Genomic DNA, 25,586 nt, shown 5'->3' on the forward strand with positions numbered 1-25,586 from the left:
ATCAATCTTTTGTTACCAAACGCACCTTAAGAGAAACTTTCTGTTTGGGAGAAAGCATTTTCACAAAACCGACTCTGCAAGTCCCAGGATTCGGAGTCTCAATAGTATTTCCCGGATTATTATTCCAAACTTCCCACGAAACATCTTTCGGAGAATCGATAATTAATTCAGCCTTCTTATTATTTTGTGTAAGTTCTATCTTTCGAGGAGCGACAATTTTAGGAGTTGCTTTCGTAACCATTGTCCACTGAACTTTCGTAACCGAATCGGACGCCTGAATATCATCTTTTATCTGTAAGAAATCTCCATTATTCAATGAAATCTCCCGAACAGCTTTCGATAAATCTCCCCTGAATAAAGGGGTTAAATCTAAAACTCCACCCTGTTTTTTAGGAGTATCGATTACCTTATCTATACCTATTTCAGCTGTTGCCAAATGATTTTTATCATTAACTGTCAATGTATTATGATACTTATTATTCTGGCGTAAAAGATTCCAACGTTCTGAACCGTCATTCTGATTCCAAAGATCTATTCCCGCAGTTTCTATACGTAAATAACTATCTTGGGGAAGATCTATCGCCCATCGTACTCCATCTGATTCGTATACGAAAGAACCGGCATCCAAATGAGCATGGCTGGTCTGGGCACACCCCCCTTTGAGTCCCAAAAATTTTGCCCCCATAACCCAATCAGTACGTACAAGAACTACCGGAGTTTTCCCTCTGCCATACCACATTTTTGTTGTAGGAGCCGTTACTCGAGAAAAATCGAGATCCTTGGCATATATCAAATAAGAAGGTAGCAACGTCTCCGTAAAACGATTCATACGAATCAAGTTCAGCTCATTGTACAGCAAAGAAGTATCTCCAATTTTCGCTGCAATATAGAACATCGGAGACATAGACAACACTTTATTAGCCCCACTATCTGAATATCCGAAAGCTTGTAATGAAGGTGCTACCATATGCTGTATATAATTTCCCGACCGCAGAAATCCCGGATAATCGGATAAACCGAAGTCCGTTCCCAATGCTGTCTCTAAAGAAGTATTCAGCATCGCCTGAAATCCAGTTCCATATCCCCAATAACCGAATCCCTCAGGGTAAGCTCCATCAGGGGCATATTCACATAATGCTATAGGAAGAGTCTCTAATGCTCTTTTCAAAATTTTATCACATTTTTCAGGATACGATTCATACAACGCCAAAGCAGCCATTCCTAATCCACCGTTACATACCTGATTCCAATTATGAGTAGCCCCATAAAACCAGTTGTTCACGTCTTTTCCCATATCCGGCGTATATACTGGATCTGCAGGAAGGAAAGCGAATTTTTCTATAGCATCTTCTACCATTTTTTTCGTCTTATCCGATAAATCATCGTATAGCCAATCATAAGCGATAGATACCCCCATCGCCATTTCCCCCACATCTAAAAAATGAGAGGGATTCCAATTCGGGAATGCCGCCACAGCTCTCAATTCTTGCTCTGCCCGTACCGCATAACGTTTGTCTCCTGTCATACGATAAGCATAAGATAAATTAAACAAAACACGAAATGCATCTCTGGAAACATGTAAAAGACGTTTTCCTTGTTTATAATAATAATTCGTTGGCTTAAAAATAAACTCATCCGCTGTGTTTAATATATTCCTGTGAATAATCTGTAATTCTGGAGACTGCTCGAGTTTCTCCTTTATTTTCATCTCTTCCCCCTCTTTCAACAACAAACGAGGATGTTTCTCCAACTTACTCCAATCAATTGTCCTTTGAGAAAATCCGAGTTGCATACTAACAAAAGAGAGAAAAACGACAATAAAAAATTTCGGATATCGAATCATACTTTTTCAATAATAAATAGATATCATACTTTATTACGATGAACGAAGCGACGAACATCTATAAAGTCCTCGCTTCGTTCAAAATAATATATTTTGTTATCTCACTATCACTTTCTTATTTCCTTTTTCAGTAACTACAATATAGATACCGGATAGAGCATCTTGTTCTATAAGAGTTCCATCGGAAACACCCGAAGCTATAGCTCGACCCGACAAATCGACGATGGAATAACGTCCTGTCACTCCATTCAGAACGATTTTACCATTTTGACCATAAACCGTACCATCGAATATAATCGCATCCTCTACACCGACCGGAATCTCGAAATCTTTTCCTTTAGCTGTCGCAAAAGCTTGCCAAGAAGCTATCTCTGTTTGATAACCACCGCAATTATCTGAAATTTCCAATCTCACTTTCGAACATACAGTCGTACGATCTGTCGTATTGAAGATATAAGCGATTCCCATGAATGGCCAATCTACATCTTTCATCTCATGCAACACGACCCAATCATTTTTCTCCACACTGAATCCTTTCATAACAAAATCTCTTGGAGAAGTCGTCGTATAAGCAAATTTCGATTTACTATAATTGAATATATTATACGGAATTCCTATAAGATATGAACCTATAGCAGAAGGTGTTACCATATCGTATTCCAAATAAGATTCTAACACTCCAGTTTCACTATAACAATAATTGCTTGGAAAACGGTCTACTGCCATTCCCTCAAAACCGGCTTCTTTTTGATACATATCCGTAGACATACGAGCCCGAGACGTATTATCATCGACATCTTGCAACAAATTTCCGGATATTCGACAATCATTTACACCGTTTTTCAACGGGAAACCGAATAACTGAATTTCAGAAATATCGATCTTGCTCACTCCTTTTACCGTTATTTTATATTGTGAATAAGACACATTGTTTCCATAATTTGAATTACGCCCGTATACCGTCTTACAATTATACGAAGCCAACTGCATATATGTACCTTGATCTTCCGTCAAAATAAGAGGAATAGCCACCCATCCGTTAGTCGGATGATATCCCATTACCGTCATATCAGCAAGTAAATCTTTGTTTTCCAATGAAGTTACGATCCGATATCCCATCAATATATGATCATAATTCAAACTAACCGTAATATCTGCTGACGTCTGCCCCTCTAAAACAAATGAAGTCGACTCATCATTATCTTTTATATTGTTTAGCCCAATAGTACCCTTATCGCAAGAAAGTGTAGTTTCATCCGACATCAATAAATTATATGTTGCTGGTTTTACAAAAGGTCTGTCATTGTTCACACAAACCATATCAATAACTGGAGAAGAAGTCTCATCTCCATTTGCTACCGGAGAAAAGACCAGTTGGTTCATACCGGCTTTCAATGTAACTTCGAATCGTTTGGCTCGCATTCCGTAGTATGACGTAACAGTTTCATTACCCTCTCCATCTTCTCCAAATTCTAAACTGGATTCTCCAGTATTCGTTTTATTGTTCTCGCTGACGAATGTATACTCTCTATTATTATCGCTCACATTAACAACTTTCAAGCCTCTTTCAGCATCACTACAATAAAATATATCGAGATAAAATACTCCACCCTTAGGCATATCGACATTCAATGTAGCAGCTTCTCCAGCCTTCAACTGAATGGCTTTTCCTCCAGACAGGCCGGCACCTTCTACAATAGAGAAAGAACCTGTAGCCTCATTCATATCACTCCTTACAGCAACTGAACATTGATTTCCCGGTCGAGCGACCTCAATTTTAGCATCATCCGATATGGTAAAATAATCTACATATCCAGTAAACCATGTATCATACCACGCATGACGGCCAGCAGTCATCGTAATCGTATTAGTTCCTTCTTCCAAATGTACCGGAAGCACATACTGTTCGGGAGAATACCAATCGGCCGAAAGTGGGAACAACCATCCCCATTCGGTTTTCGTCCCGAATACATCTTTCGATAATCCCATAAGAGACAAATCTACTTCACTGACAAAAGATAATCTTTGATACTCCTGATGATTGACTCCGATTTGCATCGCACGAGCTTTCATCTGCCCCATGTACAAATTCAAATTATATGTACCAGCTTTCGGTATTCCGTTTATTACATATGTAGTCACATATTCCACTCCACCAGACATAAATTGTACACTTTTTTTATTGGAAAAACCTTCATTACTTTTTATAGTTTTTCCTTCCATATCATTGACATGACAATTCAATTCACTGACCCAATCTTCGGCCTCGATAAAGTTGTTCGTCGTCAAATCGAACTGACCAAACGCCACCAATGTAGAACAGCACAACATCGCGACAGTCAAAAAGTTTTTGTTTTTCATAATAAACTAATTAAAAGTTAAACAAAAAATAATATATCAATTCTCTACTCTATCGGTATAAGTTTTACCGTAATAGTCCCTTTAAATCCCGCTGGGAATTTCGTTTGTACACCGACCCGACAACCGGAATTAGCAATATCGTAACTATTAGGTCCTACATTTGTTAACTGCAACAAACTGAAATCGCAAGGTGCATCTACGACCATCCTCATTTTTTTCGTCAAATACGACAATACTAACGAATTATCACTCTCTTTTTCTGAAGTCGCTTCCGTATTCATAATCCACTGAATATCACAATCGACTGTCGGTTTCGCCTCGACACTATCTTTAATCGTCAGAATATTACCCTCCAAGGTTATGTCACGAAGAATCAAGTCCACATCCTCGCTATACAATCCGGACATATCTGCAAGTGCACCCTGCTTCTTATCAGTCATATAGGTATCTTTGAGAAATACCACCCCATTGACCTTATGATGTTTATTGTTTATAGTCAACGTACTATGCGAACTATTTCCCAATCGAAAAACATTCCAACGAGTAGAAGCATCTGTCATGTCCCATAAAGTGACCACCGATTCTAATGTCCCATAAGATTGAAGGCCTAAATCTTTTGACCATCTGACACCTCCATACTCATAACAGAAAGACCCTCCATCCATGTGCGAATGGTTCGAAGCAGCATATCCACCTTTAATACCTAAATAAGTATCGGTCGTTTCTTTCCATCCAGAACGATACACATATATAGGAGTAACCCCTCCGCTATACCAAAAATGATTTGAATTTTCTGGAACAGAAGTCAAATCGAGACGTGAACCGTAAATCGTAATAAACGGCTTAAAAATCTCACCGGCACTATATGGAATAGTAGATTCCAAATAACGAGCTTCTACTGCCAATAGCGATGGATCGTTTTTTCTATAAGCCATCCAAAATACACAAGGAGAAATATAAGCAGCTTCTGCACAATCGGAATAATTCCAGCACTTTCCGGTTGGAGCTGTTGTAAATTGCCGAAATCGTGCCGATTCCATAAATCCCGGATAATCGCTCAATCCGTAATCCGTACCATATACATCGATAAGAGCAGCACTCATCAAACACTGATAAGTAGTTCCATATCCCCAATAACCATATCCTTCAGGATATCCACCGTCAGGTGCATACATAGTCAAAACTTTCGGATTCGAAGCAACAGCTTTTTCAACCAATTTCTTCGTCAATTCCGGATAAACATCCCGAACAGCCAATGCAGCAACTACCATACCTCCATTACATACCGAATTCCAGTTATTCGTCTGATTAAAGCCCTGTTCCCATACCGTGTTCAAACCTTTCTCTACAATAGCTTCTCGTATTTCAATACGACTTTCTTCCGACAAATAATCATAAAGCCAATCATACCCGATCCCCATTGCTGCCAATAATGTAGCCGTATCGAGCCAATGAGAAGGATGCCAATCCTGAAAGCGAGCCGCAGCCAACAACTCTTTTTCAGCACGAACCGCATAAGATACTGTCCCCGTTACCCGATAAGCATATGACAATAAAAACACTCTCCGAAAAACTTCCTCCGAAACATCCAACAATCGATTCGCCGATATTTGATATTTCGAAACTGCAGTTCGTAATATCGGAGCACATTCCGATATAAGCGACTTATGGACTTTAGATAATAATGGACTTCTTTCTATCCTCTCAAGCATAGCTGCTTCTTCTCCTTTTTTCAAAAATAAACTGGGATGAACAGCCGCCTGTGTTTCGGGAATCTTAAAAGTAATACTGTCAATCTCAGACAATAAATACTCTACAACAGTAGAAGACTGATGTATCAACATTTTAGCTCCTTCCTGCGAATAAATCGCTAAAGCCCCGACAAATAAAAATGTTATTAATACTGATAGCTTTTTCATTGTTTTTGAAATTTTATATTCTTATCTGCTATTCTTAAAATATAAATACCGGAAGAGAAACGGGAAATATCGATCATCTCTCCTGAACGGAAAGAATTATTTTTATAATATACCATTCCGTTCATTCCCATTAAAACCACCGGTTGTGCTTCCGGCATTCCAAACACGACCGTAATATTATTTACTGCCGGATTGGGATACACTTTTATCGCTTCCGGCAAAACTTTCTCTTCAAAAATATCAGTAGGTTCTTCTGTTGAAAAATAAATTTTCGATATTTCGGACATGACTACTGATCGTTGAGATTCCGTTTTTTCCTGAATCAGAATTACTCCATCTACAAATTTGATTTTCTGTATATCGGAGATAGATATACGCTCTATCTCCAATCCGCCATTTCCTGAAATAATCAACCGAATCTCTTTTTCATCAGCCTTAACGCCAATTACCTCCCCAAAAAAGAGGAACAAACAACAAGCAAATGCTTTTATATATACACTCGATCTCATTTTTTTGAACATTCATTAGTGTTTTTCATAAATTCTAATAGGCCCAACCCTCACGTTTTTTCAAATTTGGATTCTTTTGTACCTCTGTAGCAGGAGCTCCCCACGGCCATTTCGCATCATTCTGCTTCCAATTTCCATTCGTAATTTCACCCCATGCATTTTTAAAACCGGTACCTTTCTTAGACATCCACGTTCCCCAACGTACTTCATTAAAGAAATTGACTCCTTCCAAACATAGCTCAATCCTACTCTCATATTGAATACGAGCCAACATATCATCCGCATCTATAACAGCATTAGGCCCATCTCCTCCATTCGTCAAAGGAGGCATCCCTGCTCTGGTTCTAATACGATTCGTCTGTTCTATCGCACCATCTATATCTCCTAAAGCATTCAAACATTCCGCTCTTCTCAAAACAACATCGGTAAGCCGAATCAATGGATAATCATTATGACATTTCGCCCGATTATCGATAATACTATTCGTCATTTCATTATATTTTCGATATATGTAATAAAAAGAGTTCCGTTTATCGGGCCACATATCTCCACCATCTGCACCTCTGTTCAAAAAAGGCCAACGCAACTCCTTATTTTTCATCACTTTGGCATCATTCGCCCATATCGAATAGCAATCATACGGCTCATACGGAGTAATTACAATTTGCTTCAACCGAGGATCACGATTTTCATAACAAGCACGCAAACGATCTTCATTTCCAGAGTCAAGATAAAGTCTCTTTACCAAAGAGTTAGCCCCACGATTATCTAATTCATTCCAAAAATCTTTATAAGCAGTTTCCGTAGAACTTTTCAACCCGTCTCTTAAAAAATACATTTCTTTTTGAATACCGGTCAAATTATTGAATCCCGGAAAATGGTCAGCCCAATCGAATGGACTTCCATCTGCATTCTGAAAAGAATTGACAAAATCGCAACTCGGTTGCAAAACTGTCCATGAATCATGATGATCACGAGCTCCCACCATCTGTTGTATATTATCATAATAACCCATAGCATCGGAATATTGCAATGGGAATATCATTTCCGAATTCTTTTCATTGGCATAAGAAAATTGATCGAGATAAGAACCTTGGAATAATGAATAACCACATTTCTCCACATTTTCAAAATCACTCAGAGCCAAGTCATATTCTTTTTTCCAGAGATAAACCATTCCTCTCAAAGCATACGCAGCTCCTTTGGAAGGACGACCATAAAGCGTATTCAAGGTATTATCACTAATATTGGGTTCCTTTATTACATCAGTAAGGTCGTTTATACAAACTTGCCATACAGAATCTGCCGACACTTGACCTCTCGTGCACTCATCATTCTCGATCGGTTCCAAATATACCGGGACTCCCTGAAACAATTGATTCAAACGATAATAGAAAAACGCTCTCAAAAATTTACATTCAGCCATTAAACGGCCGTATTTACTTTCAGAAATAGGAGCTTTATACAGATTAGCTATCGCATCGTTGCAACGATGTATACCCTCATAACCGAATTTCCACTCTTTCGTCACATACGCATCACTCGCACTCGGAGTCTCAGAAGTTAAAATACCACAAGATCCGGCATAAGCCGTACAGAATCCTAAAGACTCTATTCCTTGCTTATTGATACCTCCGGCAGAACCTGCTGCTATATCATTGAGATCTGTATTATAAAAAACTCCGTATATACCTAATACTCCTTTATCAGCTAACTCTTCGGTAGTCCACATCACAGAACCACTTATCGCATCGGGGGAAGTTATATCCAATATATCCGTACATGAGAAAAGAAGTACCGATAAAATTCCACTTAAATATATTTTTTTCATAATCTGTTTCTCTTTATAAAGTTATCTGTATACCAAAAGCCCATTGCTTTACCAATGGATAAGTTATATCTGTTCCCATTTCCGGATCAAGTCCGGGATATTTCGTAATCGTTAAAAGATTCTCTCCCGATACATATAAGCGCAAATCATTTACAAAAAACTTCTTCGTCCATTTCTGCGGGAAAGTATATCCGATCTGTACATTTTTCAATTTCGCCCAATTACCCTTATACTCCCAAAAATTGCTTGTCGAACCATTACTCATTTCCGAATCCAACGTCAATCGAGGATAATACGCATCTTGATTTTCGAAAGTATAATGATCATAAGCTACCGATTTAGCAAAAGAATGTCCATAACTTACTGCCGTTCCATTATACCGATTATGATGCCAATAAAGATAATGTCCGGCTTGTCCTTGCCACAACATGTAAAAATCGAGTCCTTTCCACGCCAAAGACAGATTCACACCGAAATTATATTTAGGAGTATATGAATGTCCGCTCAAATAAAAATCATCCCCATCTCCATAGTCTCCGTCGCCATCTAAATCAGCATAGATAAAATCTCCGTAATACAGACCATCCGGACCTACATCTGTACTGCCATTAAAAGTATAACCGGCTTTTACCATTTGGCTTACCCATCGATAATCGGCATCTGTACGGATCATTCCATCTTTAGGCCCGGCATTGATATCCAACGTCGACCCATCATAGCCAGCGCCAGTGCCTGAATAAACCTTTCTCAAATATGTTTCTCCCAACATGTGACCTTCGAGAATACGACCTCCGAAACCACTCTGAGAAACCTCTCCTATATTTGTATAGTAATCGACGACATTTCCATTCTCATCATACACCCAATGGCGGTCTAACTTACCTTTATATTTGGTAACGACATTTTTATTGAAAGCAAAATTACCGCCAATTTTATATTCAAAGTTACCTATTTTGTCTTGCCAGTTCAACTGGAACTCGACACCCTTATTATTTACCGATGCAATATTCTCCGTCGAACCAGAAACTGTTCCCATAGTCATATATAAAGAGGGCGTATACAAAATTCCATCTGTATTCTTATTATAAAAATCGGCCTCTAACGTCAATCGATTATTGAAAATTCCGACATCCAACCCCACATTAGTAGAAGTCGTACTCTCCCACTCTAAAGCATTGTTTCCTATTTTCGATATATAGAAACCGGTACTCGTCTCACCTTCCACCGTCACTTTATTCGTCCGGTACAAAGATTGCCAATCATAATTACCGGAAGCATTATTTCCCGTCTTTCCCCAAGAAGCTCTAATCTTCAAATTAGAAAGCCAATTGAATTGTTTCATAAAACGCTCTTCGCTGATTCTCCACCCGGCAGAAAAAGATGGGAACAGCCCCCAACGATGAGAAGGTGAAAAACGAGAACTACCATCATATCGCACGTTCGCTTCGAATATATAACGAGAGTCATAAATATAATTTGTTCTTCCGAAGAAAGAAACTAAAGCCCATTCCGATGCTGAACCTGTTGCACTGATAACCTCTTCTACTGTATCAAAAGTATGCAAATCATAACTGCTCATGCCATTCTTCCCTGCGCCGAAAGTCTGTGTCTCGTAATGAGACAAAGAATATCCGGCCAAAACTGAAAAATCATGTCTTTCTTTAAACACAGAATTGTACCGAATCAAAGCATTTGCATCGGAACGTTTAGATCGTCCCACACTCTGCGATACCCCCCTTTCGGAAGAAGGAGTTTCACTGACCAATTTATTTTCCGTATAATTCCATTTAATTTTCGGCTGCCCCCATTTTTCTACATCCGAACGGTATATAGTATATGTATAATCACCTTCGAGATAAAGACCTTCGATAATTTTCAGTTTCGCAAATAGAGTTCCATTAACATTATATGTATCAGAATATCCCTCCATTCCGGTCATTTGCTCGAAAATATTATTCGCATTCGTTGATTCTTCCGGATTAGCCGGTTGTCCGAAATAGCCCTCTCCATCACCTGGATATATACCAGGAACTGTTTTATCCAAATAATTAAACGCACCATCGACATTCGACAAACCCAATTTAGACAATTGCCCATACAAATTACACCCTACAGTAAGATGTTTGAACAAAGTTGTCTCCAGTTTACTACGAATCGAATACTTCTTTTGTGAAGAATCGAACCCTCGTTGATTCATAATACCTTCATTTCCCAGATAACCAACAGAGAGATAATAGTTCATTTCATCGGGCTTACCACCGGAAATAGAAAGATTATGTTGCTGAACCAAACCCCGATTAAAAATTTCAGAGAACCAATCGGTATTCGGATAAGCTTTCCAATTCTCTACACCATATTCGTTCAAACCGTACGGATCAGCTTCTGCCGCCCTCCAGCGATCAATAGCCGATTGAGAATAAATGGCTGTTTTTCCTACATTATAAGCAGCTTCATTAACCAATTCCATCAAATCGGCATAATTCGAAACCAATTCTAATTTATTTACCGGATTTTGTAAAGTAAAATATCCGTTATAAGTAATCTTCGTTTTACCCGATCCTTTTTTGGTAGTCACCAAAATCACACCATTCGCTGCTCGAGAACCATATATCGCTGTAGACGCAGCATCTTTCAAAATACTGATCGACTCTATATCATTCGGATTAAGGTTATCCAACGAGAACTCTACTCCATCTACCAAAACTAACGGAGTATTCGAATTCAATGTACCCAATCCCCTTATCCTTATTGTCGAACCGTCGCTTCCTGGTTTACCGGTAGATTGTACAACTGAAACTCCGGCTGCCAACCCAGCTAAAGCATTCGACGATTGCATAATAGGCCTACTACTCATCTCGGTACCGAAATTTACAGTAGAAACCGATCCGGTCATATTCACTTTTTTCTGTGTGCCATAACCGACAACAACGATTTCATCTAAATTTTTCACATCGGGAACCAAATAGACCATATAGGAAGTTGCACCAGTTAACTTTAGATGATACGTATTATATCCCATATAACTGATTCTAACAGTACCTTCGACAGGAACCTTTAATGTAAACTTACCATCCATATCAGTCACCGTTCCGACATCGATACCTTCCACTCTCACTGCAGCTCCGATAACCGCCTCTTTATTCTCATCAAATACTACTCCCGAAATTTCCTGATTTTGGGCCATGAGAGGAATAGATAATAAAAAGAAAAGTAAAAGCCACACACACTTCGCTCTAAACAATGTTGTGTTATTCATAATATAATAGTTTAGTTATTCATGATTTCGATTTTGTTCAACATTATAAAAATTATTCCTGCTTTATCGATTACAAAATTATAGGAAAGACCTATCTGCGCACTTTAGAAAAATTTCAGAAAACGTCACAATCCGGTCAAATTAAATATATAAAGACCCAAATCGAGTTTTCCTAAATTATACCCACACAATAAAAATGGAAAAACTCTTCGTTTCATACATGATAATGAAAACATATTTTATATAACTTTGCACCTCAATAACAAATAACATTTACTAAAACAATACAAAATGAAAAAGATTACATTACTATGCTTATTACTGAGCATTATTGCAATGAGTGCAAATGCTCAATACAAAAAAGGAGATATCGAATTGGAAGGTGAAGTGAGTTACACAAATATTGAAGGAATAAACTCTTACAAAATAGCTCCTGAAGTAAATATTTTTCTGAGTGAACATTGGGCTATAGAGGCCGGCATATCTCTATCCGGTAATGACGATTGTCATTTCGGAATCAATGTAGGTGCCAGTTATTATCTTCCAATAATATCTAAACTTTACTTTGCTCCATCCTTAAAAGCAGAAATAATTTTTGGAGATGAGAACTGGGCCGTAGGGTTACAACCTAAACTTATATATGAACTAACCGAACATCTTTCTACCAACTTAGGAATCGGGTATCTTGGATATGGAGAAATTAATGGCGCCAACACGTTTCATTTTGGTATTACAGACCAGCTTTCTTGGGGCATTGCGTACAAATTTTAATTTATGCGAATCTATTTAAAGTCACCTCTTCTATCCTAAAGAAGCGACTTTGAATATAGTTGTCTTCCGAAAAATTATAATACCGTAAACGTCTTCTCTTACTTTACATCATTTCTTCTAAATAACTTCACACTTTTTCTAAACAAAAACCTTTGGATAGGTGTTGAATTTATAAGAAAAGATTATTTTAAAACTCATTATTATGAACGAAGACTACGGATTGACTGACAACACAGAGAAACATCAATATGAATTCCATATTGAAGGGTTGGTTCCCCGCATAGAATATATAAAGACAAATAATGGAGAAATATATCTTACTCATACAGAAGTCCCCTATGCTCTCGAAAGAAGAGGAGTAGGCTCACAGCTAGTAAAAAAAGCATTACAAGATATTGAAAAACAAAATTTAAGACTCATCCCTTTATGCCCTTTTGTTGCCAAATATATTCAGAGAAACCCTGAATGGAAAAAAATGGTAATGAAAGAGCATTATATAGAACAACCTCAGGCATAATCATATCTCATTAAAAATCATTAAATTAACAAAATACCCACTCCAACAGAGATAAAGATATCGATTACTTTCTTTAAAATTTAAAGGAAAAGCTTACTTTTGCATCATACTGTTTCAATACTTTTACATTTATCAAAAACGGATGAGCAAAATTTTAATTATCGATGATGAAAACCAGATCCGGCAATTATTGTCGCGTATAATTGCTCTCGAAGGATATGAAGTTATCCAAGCTGCTGATTGTAAATCTGGACTAAAACAATTAGAACTGCACTCTCCTGAAGTAATTCTTTGTGATGTTTTCCTGCCTGACGGGAACGGGGTAGATTTAGTTTCTACCATAAAAAAGAATTCGCCAACCTCAGAAGTCATACTATTAACAGCACACGGTAACATTCCTGATGGGGTACAGGCCATTAAAAATGGAGCATTCGATTATATAACTAAAGGTGACGATAATAATAGAATCATCCCATTACTCTCAAAAGCCACAGAAAAAGCCCTCTTAAACAAGCAAGGCCATAATTCTGAAAAATGTACGGGAGAAAAATATACATTCGACTCCATATTAGGAAAATCCCGGGTTATCAAAGAAGCTATTGCTTTAGCCCAAAAAGTTGCATCTACAGATGTTCCCGTATTGTTAACAGGGGAAACCGGCACAGGGAAAGAGGTATTTGCTCAAGCTATACATCAGAATAGCAAGCGATCAAAAAAGAATTTCGTCGCAGTTAACTGCTCTTCGTTCAGCAAAGAATTGCTTGAAAGTGAAATGTTCGGACATAAAGCCGGGTCTTTTACTGGAGCACTAAAAGACAAAAAGGGATTATTCGAAGAAGCTGATAATGGGACTATATTCTTAGACGAAATAGGAGAAATGGCTTTCGAACTGCAAGCTAAGTTGTTAAGAATACTCGAAACAGGAGAGTATATAAAAATAGGAGAGACAAAACCAACTAAAGTCAATGTACGTATCATAGCAGCAACAAATCGGAATCTAAAAACAGAAATTTCTGAAAATCATTTCAGAGAAGATTTGTTCTACCGATTATCTGTTTTTCAAATACATCTTCCGCCACTGCGTGATCGCAAAGAAGATATACCACTCCTGACCGAAGCTTTTATCCATAATTTTTCAAAAAAACTATCTTGCAACATACAAGAAATAAAGCCAGATTTTCTCAACGCACTGAAACAACAACCATGGAAGGGAAATATCAGAGAACTTAGAAACACAATAGAACGAAGCCTCATCGTTTGTAACGGTAATTCATTGGGTGTAGAAGACTTGCCCCTCGAAATTCAGAATAACCATTATGAACAAAATGACGGGCAAAATTTCTCCGATTTTGAACTTGCAGCAATGGAAAAGCGCCATATCAGTCGAGTATTAGAATATACTAAAGGAAATAAAACCGAAACTGCCAAGCTGTTGAAAATTGGCTTAACTACTTTATATCGAAAAATAGAAGAATACAAAATATTGTCATAATAGAACAAGACCCTACCAAAATGAAAAGGTTGCATCAGAATATTCTGATGCAACCTTTTCATATATATCTGATAAACAAAACATTGCAATATTATATCCATTTTTGGCATATTTTTGGCAAAAGAGCCCGCGTAAATAATTTAATTAATTAAAAATAATAAGAAATGGAAATTACACTAAACTTTATTTTTTGCCTGCTAAGCGGGTTTGCCTGTTTTTGGCTCTTTTACAAATGTGTCGATTGGTTTGAGAAAATCTAAAAAAGGAGGTAACAATGTACACAGCACTATTTATTATTGGGTTAATCATTTTCGGTTATATGATGTATGTACTTATCAAACCGGAAAAGTTTTAAAATTCATTAAGACAAACTAAACAATGAATACTGAAATATTAGGAATTGCAATTCAAATTATCCTGTTGGTGGTACTCAGCTATCCACTAGGAAAATATATTGCTAAAGTTTATAAAGGGGAAAAATGTTGGTCTGACTTCATGACCCCGATTGAAAATTTTATTTACAAAGTTTGTGGTATCGATCCCAAAGAGGAAATGGGATGGAAAAAATTCTTAAAGACACTTTTAATACTAAATGCTTTCTGGTTCCTTTGGGGAATGGTGTTATTAGTCATCCAACATCTACTACCTCTCAATCCTGATGGCAATGGGCCACAGACTCCTGACCAAGCATTTAATACATGTATCAGTTTCATGGTAAACTGTAATCTACAACATTACAGTGGAGAAAGTGGATTGACTTATTTTACACAACTTTTTGTCATCATGCTCTTCCAGTTTATAACAGCTGCGACAGGCATGGCAGCCATGGCAGGAATCATGAAATCCATTTCTCTTAAAACTACTCGGACTATCGGAAACTTCTGGTATTTCCTAGTAAGAAGCTGTACTCGTATATTATTACCTCTATCTCTCATCGTCGGATTTATCCTTATCGTACAAGGAACTCCAATGGGATTTGATGGTAAAATGACAATACCGACCTTAGAAGGTGGAGAACAAACCGTATCCCAAGGTCCTACAGCTGCAATTGTGCCTATCAAGCAATTAGGGACAAATGGTGGTGGTTATTTTGGTGTAAACTCTTCTCACCCATTAGAGAATCCCACTTATCTCACCAATATGGTAGAATGCTGGTCTATCCTTATCATTCCAATGGCTATGGTTTTGGCATTCGGATTTTATCTAAAAAGGAAAAAATTGGCTTACAGCATTTACGGAGTTATGTTATTCGCATTTCTTGTCGGAGTTGGGATTAATACTTATCAGGAAATGAATGGTAACCCGCGAATCGACGACATGGGCATTGCTCAGGAAAATGGTGCAATGGAAGGTAAAGAGATCCGAATCGGTTCAGGAGGTACAGCTTTGTGGAGTATCGTAACAACCGTCACTTCCAATGGTTCTGTAAATGGTATGCACGATAGTACGATGCCACTTTCCGGTATGATGGAAATGCTCAACATGCAAATCAACACATGGTTTGGAGGTGTAGGTGTAGGTTGGATGAATTATTATACATTCATTATCATTGCAGTATTCATCAGTGGTTTAATGGTAGGACGAACACCAGAATTTTTAGGGAAAAAGGTTGAAGCCCGTGAAATGAAAATAGCTACTATTGTCGCTCTTCTCCACCCATTTGTCATCTTAGTGGGAACAGCTCTTTCAAGTTACTTATACGCTCATAATCCAGAATTCGTCGAAAGTGAAGGCGGATGGTTAAACAATCCAGGATTTCATGGCCTCAGCGAAATGTTATACGAATACACCTCTTGTGCTGCCAATAATGGTTCAGGATTTGAAGGATTAGGTGATAATACCTGGTTCTGGAACTATACCTGTGGTCTTGTACTTATACTTAGCCGGTTCATACCTATTGTCGGACAGGTTGCTATTGCAGGTCTACTTGCAGAGAAAAAATTTATCCCCGAAAGTGCCGGAACATTAAAAACAGATACTGTAACATTCGGTGTAATGACATTTGCTGTTATTTTCATCATTGCTGCTTTATCATTCTTCCCGGTACATGCTCTAAGTACTATTGCTGAACATTTTAGTCTATAATAGAAAAAAGATATGAAAGAAAATACATCAGCTTCTTTATTTCCTAAGGAGCAAGTTATAGAAAGCCTGAAACAATCGTTTGTCAAGCTGAATCCGAAAGTAATGATCAAAAACCCTATCATGTTTACCGTTGAGGTTTCTACAGTAATCATGTTATTGGTTACAGGTTATTCACTCTTCGATGCTTCACAAGGTTCATTCGGATATAATTTATCCGTTTTTATAATACTTTTCATCACATTACTATTTGCCAATTTTGCTGAAGCTATTGCTGAAGCTCGAGGCAAAGCACAAGCCGACAGTTTAAGAAAAACGAGAGAAGAAACCCCGGCAAAACGAATAGTTAAAGATAAAATAGAAGTCGTAACCAGCTCTCAATTACGTAAAGGAGATATATTCGTCTGTGAAGCAGGCGATGTAATTCCTGCCGACGGTGAAATCATAGAAGGTCTCGCATCAATAGATGAAAGTGCCATTACAGGAGAAAGTGCACCAGTAATACGAGAAGCAGGTGGAGATAAAAGTTCGGTTACTGGAGGAACAAAAGTTTTGTCTGACCAAATTAAAGTATTGGTTACAACACAACCCGGAGAAAGTTTTTTGGATAAAATGATTGCTCTTGTCGAAGGTGCATCTCGTAAAAAAACGCCAAATGAAATAGCCTTGACTATACTATTAGCCGGTTTTACATTGGTTTTCATAATTGTATGTATTACGTTAAAGCCTTTTGCCGATTACAGCCATACAGTCATAACAATCGCATCGCTCATTTCTCTCTTTGTTTGTCTTATACCTACGACAATTGGAGGACTTTTATCTGCCATCGGTATTGCAGGTATGGATCGGGCTTTAAGAGCAAATGTCATTACTAAATCAGGAAAAGCTGTCGAAACTGCCGGGGATATAGATACTTTACTACTTGATAAAACAGGAACGATAACGATAGGTAACCGTAAAGCTACTAAATTTTACTGTACGCCGACTATGAACATGGAATTCCATGAATTTATCCGTTATTGTATGTTATCTTCTGTATCTGATAATACTCCCGAAGGAAAATCAATTATCGAACTGGCTCATGAAAGTAACCTTCACATGAGAAGTTTAGACACAACAGGGGCTCGCATGGTAAAATTCTCTGCTGAAACAAAATGCAGTGGAATAGATTTAGCCGATGGTACAGAAATACGAAAAGGTGCATACGAAGCCATTCGAAAAATAGTGGAAAGCGCAGGAAATAAATTTCCGAAAGAAACTGAAGAATTGGTACAAGCAATTTCAAGTAATGGAGGAACGCCCCTTGTTGTCTGTGTAAACAAACAAGTTGCCGGAGTAATAGAGTTACAAGACATTATCAAACCAGGTATCCAAGAACGTTTCGAACGTCTTCGTAAAATGGGTGTAAAAACCGTTATGGTAACTGGTGATAACCCGTTAACAGCAAAATATATTGCAGAGAAAGCAGGTGTCGACGACTTCATTGCTGAGGCTAAACCTGAAGACAAAATGAACTATATCCGAAGAGAACAAGAAGCTGGTAAATTAGTTGCAATGATGGGAGACGGAACCAATGATGCACCAGCTCTTGCTCAAGCAAATGTCGGTGTAGCAATGAACAGTGGAACTCAAGCTGCTAAAGAAGCAGGTAATATGGTCGACTTAGACAATGACCCGACCAAATTGATTGAAATTGTTGAAATCGGCAAACAATTACTGATGACCCGAGGTACATTGACAACCTTCTCAATCGCAAATGACGTTGCAAAATATTTTGCTATTGTCCCCGCTTTATTCATGGTAGCTATACCCGAATTAGCAGCACTGAATATTATGCATTTACATAGTCCTGAAAGCGCAATTCTTTCAGCTATCATCTTCAATGCTATTATCATTCCGATATTGATACCTCTGGCTTTAAAAGGAGTAAAATATAAACCTATTGGAGCTTCAGCTTTACTTCGTCGAAATTTATTGATTTACGGATTCGGTGGAATATTGGCTCCATTTATCGGAATAAAATTAATAGACATGATTGTCGGTTTGTTTTTCTAAAAAATAATTAAGCAAAAATGAGAACGCTATTAAAATCATTAAAAATAACTATTGCATTCTGTTTATTCTTTTCAGTATGCTATATCCTCATTCTTTGGGTATTTGCCCTCGTAGCAGGACCAAATAAAGGAAATGCCGAACTGGTTACATTAAATGGTAAAGTTGTCGGTGCAGCCAATGTAGGACAACAATTTACAAAAGATATTTATTTCTGGGGACGTCCATCTGCGGTCGATTATACAGCAGACGGTTCAGGCGGAAGTAATAAAGGTCCTACAAATGAAGAATACTTGGCTGAAGTAGAAGCCCGAATAGACTCTTTCCTGATACATCATCCATATCTCAATCGGAAAGAAATACCTGCAGAAATGGTTACAGCCAGCGGTTCTGGATTGGATCCGAATATTACACGCCAATGTGCATATGTACAAATTAAACGTATCGCTAAGGCTCGTGGAATGAACGAATCCGATATTCAAGAAATTGTAAATAAACATATTGAAAAGCCTTTTCTTGGCCTCTTTGGTACTGAAAAAATAAATGTATTAAAACTCAACGTTGCTCTTGATGAAGCAAATAAATCAATAATCGCAGAAAAATGAAAACAATAATTAAATCTATCACATTAGCTTGTGCATTCTCCATTTTTGGAGCAAATACAACATTCTCTCAAGAAGAATCAAAAAGTGTTAATTTCAATGTTGCCGGAGATTTGGTAAGTTCTTACATCTGGCGTGGTATGTATCAGTCAGGAGCCGCCATACAACCGACATTAGGTTTAAGTGTAAAAGGATTTTCTCTTACAGCTTGGGGAAGTGTCGACTTTACAGGTCAAGGACATAAAGAAGCAGATATTACTGCAGCATATAGTATCGCCGGACTGACCATTTCTGTTGCAGATTTTTGGTGGGCAGGACAATCGGGAATATATAATGACAGAGAAAATTTGAAAAATAACTATTTCAATTTCAACCACAATAGTACCGACCATATTTTCGAAGGAGCTCTATCCTATCAATTACCCGTTGAAAGGTTCCCACTAAGTATCTCTTGGTATACGATGTTTGCAGGAAACGATTATGTGCTAAAATCTAATGGGACAGATAGGAAAAGGGCATATTCTACATATGTAGAATTAGGATATCCGTTTTCTGTTAAAGGAGTAGATTTAGTAGCAAATGTAGGGCTCAGCCCATGGGAATCTGCACAATATAAAAATGATGGTTTTGCGGTAACCAATGTTTCATTAAAAGCAACAAAAGTGTTACCCATTACCAAAAATTTCTCACTTCCCATTTATACTCAAGTTATTTGGAACCCCAATCGAGAAGACGTACATTTTGTCTTTGGTTTGACAATAAGATAATCACATAACCATAGTCTTTCATAATAAAAAATAACCGATAGATGCATATATTTGCATCGTCGGTTATACCTCTTTAAAAATACGAAGTGAATGAATAATGAAGAAAGCGTTCAACATTTCCTCGAACTGATCAAAAAATCACGACGTGGAAAATTTAAAATCTACATCGGAATGATTGCCGGAGTAGGGAAAAGTTATCGTATGCTACAAGAAGCTCATGATCTGTTGGATAATGGCGTTGATGTACAAATTGGTTACATCGAAACACACAAAAGAGCCGGAACTGAAGCCTTACTCGAAGGCCTTCCCATTATTCCCCGGAAAAAGATTTTCTACAAAGGGAAAGAATTGGAAGAAATGGATTTGGAAGCTATCCTACGTATCCATCCAGAAATTGTCATTGTAGACGAATTGGCCCACACAAATGTCGAAGGTAGTGCTAATAAGAAAAGATGGCAAGATGTTATAGCATTACTTGATGCCGGTATCAATGTTATATCAGCAGTCAACATTCAACACATAGAGAGCTTAAATGAAGAGGTTCAAGGGATATCCGGAATAGAAGTTAAGGAAAGAATACCTGACAGTGTATTACAGGAGGCAGATGAGGTCGTTAACATAGACCTCACAGCAGAAGAACTGATAAATCGTCTAAAAGCCGGAAAAATTTATAAACCAGAAAAGATAGCAACAGCTCTCAATAATTTTTTCAAAACGGAAAACATACTCCAATTGAGAGAATTAGCCTTAAAAGAGGTAGCTTTACGAGTTGAGAAAAAAGTCGAAAATGAAGTTGTAATATCAAATGTCGGAGTTCGACATGAAAAATTTTTGGCATGCATCAGTTCTAATGAAAAAACACCAAGAAAAATCATCCGTAAAACAGCCCGACTGGCAACACGTTATAATGCATCTTTCGTTGCCCTCTATGTACAAACTCCTCAAGAAAACCCAGACAGAATATCTTTAGCCAGCCAACGACATCTAATAAATCATTTCAAATTGGTCACAGAATTGGGAGGGGAAGTAGTTCAAGTACAGTCACCTCACGTAACCGAAAGCATAATAAAGGTTTGCAAAGAAAAACAGATTACAACTATTTGCATGGGACAACCTGCATTTAAATTACCTCAAGCCTATATCAAGATTCACTATTATAAAAAATTTATTCACTTTCTGGCACAAGCCAATATAGATTTACTTATATTAGCATAAGTTTAATACATCATTTTATGAATATAAAAACTAAATTATTATTTGGCATCGGAATGCTGGCCGGTATGATTATACTACTGGTAACTTTATCAGTCGTAAACTTACAGATATTGACAGCAACAGATCCTGATAGTCCTACAGCAGGCCCGGGGTTACAAAGAGCATTAATATGGATTTCCATTGTCGGAGGGTTCTGTGTGTTAGTAGGGTTAGGGTTACTAATCTGGCTGCCTAAATCTATCGAACGCCCTATCAAAGAACTTACTAATGGAATTATGGAAATAGCCAATCGAAATTATGAAAAAAGGCTCAATCTAAAAGGAAATGAAGAGTTCAATGACGTTGCTGAAAGTTTCAATCGGATGGCAGAGCGTCTTGCTGAATACAGATCGAGTACATTAGCAGATATATTATCTACAAAAAAATATCTCGAAGCTATTGTCAATAGTATAAATGAACCCATTATCGGACTAAACACTAATCGTGAAATTCTTTTCATAAACGATGAAGCTCTTGGAATTCTAAATTTAAAAAGGGAAAACGTTATACGCCAATCGGCAGAAGAACTTGCTCTGAAAAATGATTTGTTGAGAAGACTAATCCGAGAGCTAGTATCTCCTGATGAAAAAAAAGAACCCTTAAAAATATATGCAGACAATAAAGAAAGTTATTTCCAAGTGCGCTACATTCCTATTCGTTATGTAGAAACAGGAGAATCTTCAGCCAAAAGTATCGGAGATGTCATTTTATTAAAAAATATTACGGAGTTTAAAGAATTAGATTCGGCTAAGACAACTTTTATCTCTACCATATCCCATGAACTGAAAACTCCAATATCTGCTATTATGATGAGCCTACAACTCCTCGAAGATAAACGTATAGGCAATCTAAATGAAGAGCAAGAACAACTCTCAAAAAGTATAAAAGATAATAGTGAGAGGTTATTGAATATTACTGGAGAATTATTGAACATGACGCAAGTCGAAGCCGGTAAATTACAATTAATGCCTAAAATCACTAAGCCTATCGAACTAATCAATTACGCAATAAATGCCAACCGCGTACAAGCAGAAAAGTTCGGATGTCAGGTAGAGGTCGAATATCCTGAAAAAATCAGCAAATTATTTGTCGATAGTGAAAAAATAGCCTGGGTTATCACAAATCTTTTAAGTAATGCTATACGTTATTCTAAAGAAAACAGCAGAGTTATTATAGGAGCTAAACAGGAAAACAATATAGTAGAAATATATGTACAAGATTTCGGAAAAGGTATAGACCCAAGATATCATAAAAGCATCTTTGACCGATACTTCCGAGTACCTGGCACTAAAGTACAAGGTAGTGGATTAGGCCTATCTATTTCTAAAGATTTTGTAGAAGCGCATAATGGAACCTTGACTGTAGAAAGTGAATTAGGAAAAGGCAGTAAATTTATTATACGTTTCAATGTGGGTTAAAGAATATTGGGAATCCTGTTTTGGGGTTAGGGATGAAAAAAGCATCCCAAATAGGTAATAAAAATAATTTCTCTAACTTTGTATACATAACAAACATCAAGTTTAATTGACTTTAAAAAGAGAAGTTAAATGATAAAAATTGCAATTCCTACTCGAGATGAACAAGTGGATGACCATTTTGGACATTGTGACCACTACACGTTATTTACTATTGATGACCAAAAACAAATAATCGAAAAAGAATATCTTGCTTCACCTGAAGGTTGTGGATGCAAATCGAACATTGCATCTATTCTTGAAGAAAAAGGTATCACTCTTATGCTCGCCGGAAATATGGGTGAAGGAGCAAAAAACGTGCTTAATTCACATCATATAGAGGTTATACGNCACCAACACGAAAACGGGCATATATGCTCACATAAGGAATAAAAAAAGAGGTATTTTTACAGTGAACCCTAAAAAGTTTATTATCTAACTTTTAGGATTCACTGTATTTTCAGACATCCTCTTCTCCCCAAAATTTACACACAATCACTTATTCTCATTATCAATATCGACTATCTGTCCTGAATGGTGAAGCAGGCAATCCTGCTCCATTATACAAATTACAAGAAATATTATCGGCCCAACCATACCTAACAGCATAGGGACGAGGCACTTTAGGAGAAAACACAATAATCTCATCTCCTTCTATACGAGCTTCTGCCCAATAATAGCAATGGTCTGAGCCACATATAGCAAAACCTTTCAATGATTCTCCATCCGGAGTTTTCAATCCTCCTTCAACATGAGAAAAAGAAATCCTTATTTTATCATCCTCAACCTTATACGTCTTAAATATGGGACCCGAATAAGGGTTGTCTTCTCCATAAGTTTTAGCTCTTGCAATCAGCGCTAAACGCCGGCCTACTTCCTGTTTGTTTTTAGGATGAATATCCTTAGCATCTCCTATATCCATTGTAACTGCCATACCGGTATTACTCCAATGCAATGTATTCAACTGGGCCTCACGTAAAGCTGCCCATTCCGAATCGTATGGTTCCGCTCTCTCTGGATTGAATGAGGCCAACTGAACAAAATAAAACGGAAAGTTTCGTTTCCACAAAGACCGCCAATCATTAATCAATAATGGGAAAAGTGTGCGGTATTGTTCTGCCATCGAAGCATTCGCCTCTCCTTGATACCAAATCACTCCTTGGAATGCAAATGGGGCTAAAGGATACAACATTGCATTATATAATGTCGTTGGACACTTTGGATTATCTACAGGAGAAATTGGTCTTAAAGGTATTTCAGACTGTTTAAGCCCGATTTGATATTTCCAGTTTCCAGATAAAGATATGGAATCACTGTTTTTCAACATCAATTGTAAAGTAACAGGGTCTCCATAAAAACCTCCAGATAAAGCCATATCCGATATACGCACAGCAATAACGGCCTTTCCCGCTTTTACCAAACCTGCCGGAACATTGTATTCTCGCTGTACATTCCAACCTTCACTATGGCCAACTTCTTCTCCATTGAAAAATGTTATATCATCATCGTCTATACCCCCTAATCTTAAAGTCAGTTCTTTTCCTTGCCATCGTAAAGGTATTTCTATTGTTTTTCTCACCCATACAACACCGTCAAAATCAGGTAACACACTATTTTCCCAAGAACCCGGAACCGGCATATCCTCCCATTTTACATCATCAAAATCGGGAGATGCCCATTTTGCATAATGCTTTTCGTATCCTAAATCTATTTCCTCCACTTTTCTTTGCCACTCTTTTAACTGCCCGATATAAAATAACGATAAATCATTTTGAGAGACCTGTTTCAATTGCCGTACATAATCCTTAAAATAAGGCATTGTTTCCAATGATTCGGCACTCACCCATGACTCAGCCGGAGTACCTCCCCACGATGTATGGATAAGACCAACCGGAACCTTTCTATTTTTTACCAGATCACGCCCAAAGAAATATGCAACAGCAGAAAACTCAGGGATTGTCTTCGAAGAACAAACTTGCCAACCTGTATTATTTTCAGTAAATACATCTTTTTGAGGAGTATTTCTTATTACTTTTTTTACTTGAAAAAGTCTCATATCAGGATAATTAGCTGCAGCTATTTCATCTTGATAATTTTGAATTTTTCCCCAACCAGCCAATGGCATTTCCATATTAGATTGCCCCGAACAGATCCAGACTTCCCCAATCATAACATTCCGTAACACCACTTTTTTACCATCACTTATAGTTATGGAATAAGGTCCGCCAAACTTTGGAGTCGGTATATTTATATTCCAATACCCCTTATTATCTGATTTTGTCTCATATTCACGAACCTCCCAACCGACCATAACTTTAACCACCTTATTAGGGGCTGCTTCTCCCCAAAATGGAGCATCCGTACACTGCTGTAAAACCATATTATCAGTAAACAAGGCCGGTAATCTCACATCTGCATAAATTGAGATACATATTAATTGCAAAGCAAAAGACAACCCAATTATTTTCTTCATACCACTAATTTTCTCCATCTGTATTTATAACCAAAACAAAACCTCCGTAAGGCTGAATAGAAATTTGAATTTCACCATTTTCTGCAATTGACATGTTCCTTATCTCTGTTTCATTATTCGTGTTTGACTTGTCTGTTATCAATTGAGCCATAGTTTCTTTTTGAATAAAAGGTAACTGACAAGAAAAATCTTTTGCTATTTTTTCACCATTAATCCCAGCAACATACCATATTTTCCCCGAACGGCGAGCCATCATAACATCTTTTCCAGGATAGCCGTCTATCAATAGGGTTTCGTCCCATGTAGAAGGAACTTTTGACAAATAATTCCATACATATTGGGGAAATTGCTTCAAGTTGTCAGGAACAATGCCAAAATGTTCTACTGGAGAATAGAGTATTAC

The 25,586-nt window shown here is 37.5% G+C and carries 19 protein-coding genes; 11 read left to right on the forward strand and 8 right to left on the reverse strand.

The window, feature by feature from the left end:
- Window position 1: 1 nt before the first annotated feature.
- From BN2628_RS09050 to BN2628_RS09075, 6 genes are all read right to left on the reverse strand, one after another.
- Window positions 2–1,843, reverse strand: coding sequence for a heparinase II/III domain-containing protein (locus BN2628_RS09050; RefSeq protein ID WP_044225661.1), 1,842 nt, complete (start codon window positions 1,841–1,843; stop codon window positions 2–4).
- Between the two features lie 96 nt (window positions 1,844–1,939).
- Window positions 1,940–4,204, reverse strand: a complete 2,265-nt coding sequence (locus BN2628_RS09055; RefSeq protein WP_044225664.1) for a carbohydrate-binding protein — start codon at window positions 4,202–4,204, stop codon at window positions 1,940–1,942.
- 44 nt (window positions 4,205–4,248) lie between these two features.
- Window positions 4,249–6,123 carry a heparinase II/III domain-containing protein gene (locus BN2628_RS09060; protein WP_052431397.1) on the reverse strand — a complete coding sequence of 625 codons (1,875 nt, stop codon included), beginning with the start codon at window positions 6,121–6,123 and terminating at the stop codon, window positions 4,249–4,251.
- Window positions 6,120–6,632, reverse strand: coding sequence for a T9SS type A sorting domain-containing protein (locus BN2628_RS09065; protein WP_157256072.1), 513 nt, complete (start codon window positions 6,630–6,632; stop codon window positions 6,120–6,122). Before BN2628_RS09065 ends, BN2628_RS09060 begins: the two co-directional genes overlap by 4 nt.
- A 34-nt stretch (window positions 6,633–6,666) precedes the next feature.
- Entirely contained in the window at window positions 6,667–8,463 is a 1,797-nt protein-coding gene (locus BN2628_RS09070) for a RagB/SusD family nutrient uptake outer membrane protein (protein WP_044225669.1), read from the reverse strand.
- Between the two features lie 13 nt (window positions 8,464–8,476).
- Window positions 8,477–11,719 (reverse strand): SusC/RagA family TonB-linked outer membrane protein, encoded by a 3,243-nt coding sequence (locus BN2628_RS09075; RefSeq protein ID WP_044225672.1) that lies wholly within the window; start codon window positions 11,717–11,719, stop codon window positions 8,477–8,479.
- 291 nt (window positions 11,720–12,010) lie between these two features.
- On the opposite strand from BN2628_RS09075, the gene BN2628_RS09080 reads away from it, so the two are divergent.
- The 11 genes from BN2628_RS09080 to BN2628_RS09125 all read left to right on the forward strand — a co-directional run bounded on the left by BN2628_RS09080 (window position 12,011) and on the right by BN2628_RS09125 (window position 23,103).
- The gene (locus tag BN2628_RS09080) at window positions 12,011–12,490 is read left to right on the forward strand and encodes a porin family protein (RefSeq protein WP_044225675.1); all 480 of its coding nucleotides are present in this window, start codon (window positions 12,011–12,013) and stop codon (window positions 12,488–12,490) included.
- 202 nt (window positions 12,491–12,692) lie between these two features.
- Window positions 12,693–13,007, forward strand: coding sequence for a GNAT family N-acetyltransferase (locus tag BN2628_RS09085; protein WP_021931951.1), 315 nt, complete (start codon window positions 12,693–12,695; stop codon window positions 13,005–13,007).
- A 142-nt stretch (window positions 13,008–13,149) separates the two neighbouring features.
- Window positions 13,150–14,499: a sigma-54-dependent transcriptional regulator gene (locus tag BN2628_RS09090; protein ID WP_044225678.1), complete on the forward strand. Its 1,350-nt coding sequence runs from the start codon at window positions 13,150–13,152 to the stop codon at window positions 14,497–14,499.
- 274 nt (window positions 14,500–14,773) lie between these two features.
- Window positions 14,774–14,854 carry a potassium-transporting ATPase subunit F gene (locus tag BN2628_RS16835; RefSeq protein ID WP_074024076.1) on the forward strand — a complete coding sequence of 27 codons (81 nt, stop codon included), beginning with the start codon at window positions 14,774–14,776 and terminating at the stop codon, window positions 14,852–14,854.
- Window positions 14,855–14,877: 23 nt separating this feature from the next.
- Window positions 14,878–16,584 (forward strand): potassium-transporting ATPase subunit KdpA, encoded by a 1,707-nt coding sequence (gene kdpA, locus BN2628_RS09095; RefSeq protein WP_055096925.1) that lies wholly within the window; start codon window positions 14,878–14,880, stop codon window positions 16,582–16,584.
- A gap of 12 nt (window positions 16,585–16,596) precedes the next feature.
- Complete coding sequence (gene kdpB, locus BN2628_RS09100; protein ID WP_044225683.1) at window positions 16,597–18,636, forward strand: potassium-transporting ATPase subunit KdpB; 2,040 nt, start codon at window positions 16,597–16,599, stop codon at window positions 18,634–18,636.
- Between the two features lie 17 nt (window positions 18,637–18,653).
- Window positions 18,654–19,238, forward strand: a complete 585-nt coding sequence (locus tag BN2628_RS09105; RefSeq protein WP_044225685.1) for a K(+)-transporting ATPase subunit C — start codon at window positions 18,654–18,656, stop codon at window positions 19,236–19,238.
- Window positions 19,235–20,002, forward strand: coding sequence for a TorF family putative porin (locus BN2628_RS09110; RefSeq protein WP_044225687.1), 768 nt, complete (start codon window positions 19,235–19,237; stop codon window positions 20,000–20,002). Before BN2628_RS09105 ends, BN2628_RS09110 begins: the two co-directional genes overlap by 4 nt.
- Before the next feature lie 90 nt (window positions 20,003–20,092).
- Window positions 20,093–21,217 carry a histidine kinase gene (locus tag BN2628_RS09115; RefSeq protein ID WP_044225689.1) on the forward strand — a complete coding sequence of 375 codons (1,125 nt, stop codon included), beginning with the start codon at window positions 20,093–20,095 and terminating at the stop codon, window positions 21,215–21,217.
- A gap of 17 nt (window positions 21,218–21,234) precedes the next feature.
- Window positions 21,235–22,674, forward strand: a complete 1,440-nt coding sequence (locus BN2628_RS09120; protein ID WP_044225691.1) for an ATP-binding protein — start codon at window positions 21,235–21,237, stop codon at window positions 22,672–22,674.
- A 129-nt stretch (window positions 22,675–22,803) separates the two neighbouring features.
- Complete coding sequence (locus BN2628_RS09125; RefSeq protein ID WP_082430153.1) at window positions 22,804–23,103, forward strand: NifB/NifX family molybdenum-iron cluster-binding protein; 300 nt, start codon at window positions 22,804–22,806, stop codon at window positions 23,101–23,103.
- A 118-nt stretch (window positions 23,104–23,221) separates the two neighbouring features.
- On the opposite strand, the gene BN2628_RS09130 is transcribed toward BN2628_RS09125, so the two are convergent.
- A complete protein-coding gene (locus BN2628_RS09130) occupies window positions 23,222–25,183 on the reverse strand; it encodes a sialate O-acetylesterase (RefSeq protein ID WP_044226075.1) in 1,962 nt (653 codons plus the stop codon).
- A gap of 4 nt (window positions 25,184–25,187) precedes the next feature.
- The coding region (locus tag BN2628_RS17035) for a glycoside hydrolase family 97 C-terminal domain-containing protein (protein WP_257606443.1) at window positions 25,188–25,586 on the reverse strand (399 nt) is incomplete at its 5' end.

It is taken from the genome of Gabonia massiliensis (genome assembly GCF_001403595.1).
Classification (GTDB): domain Bacteria; phylum Bacteroidota; class Bacteroidia; order Bacteroidales; family Coprobacteraceae; genus Coprobacter; species Coprobacter secundus.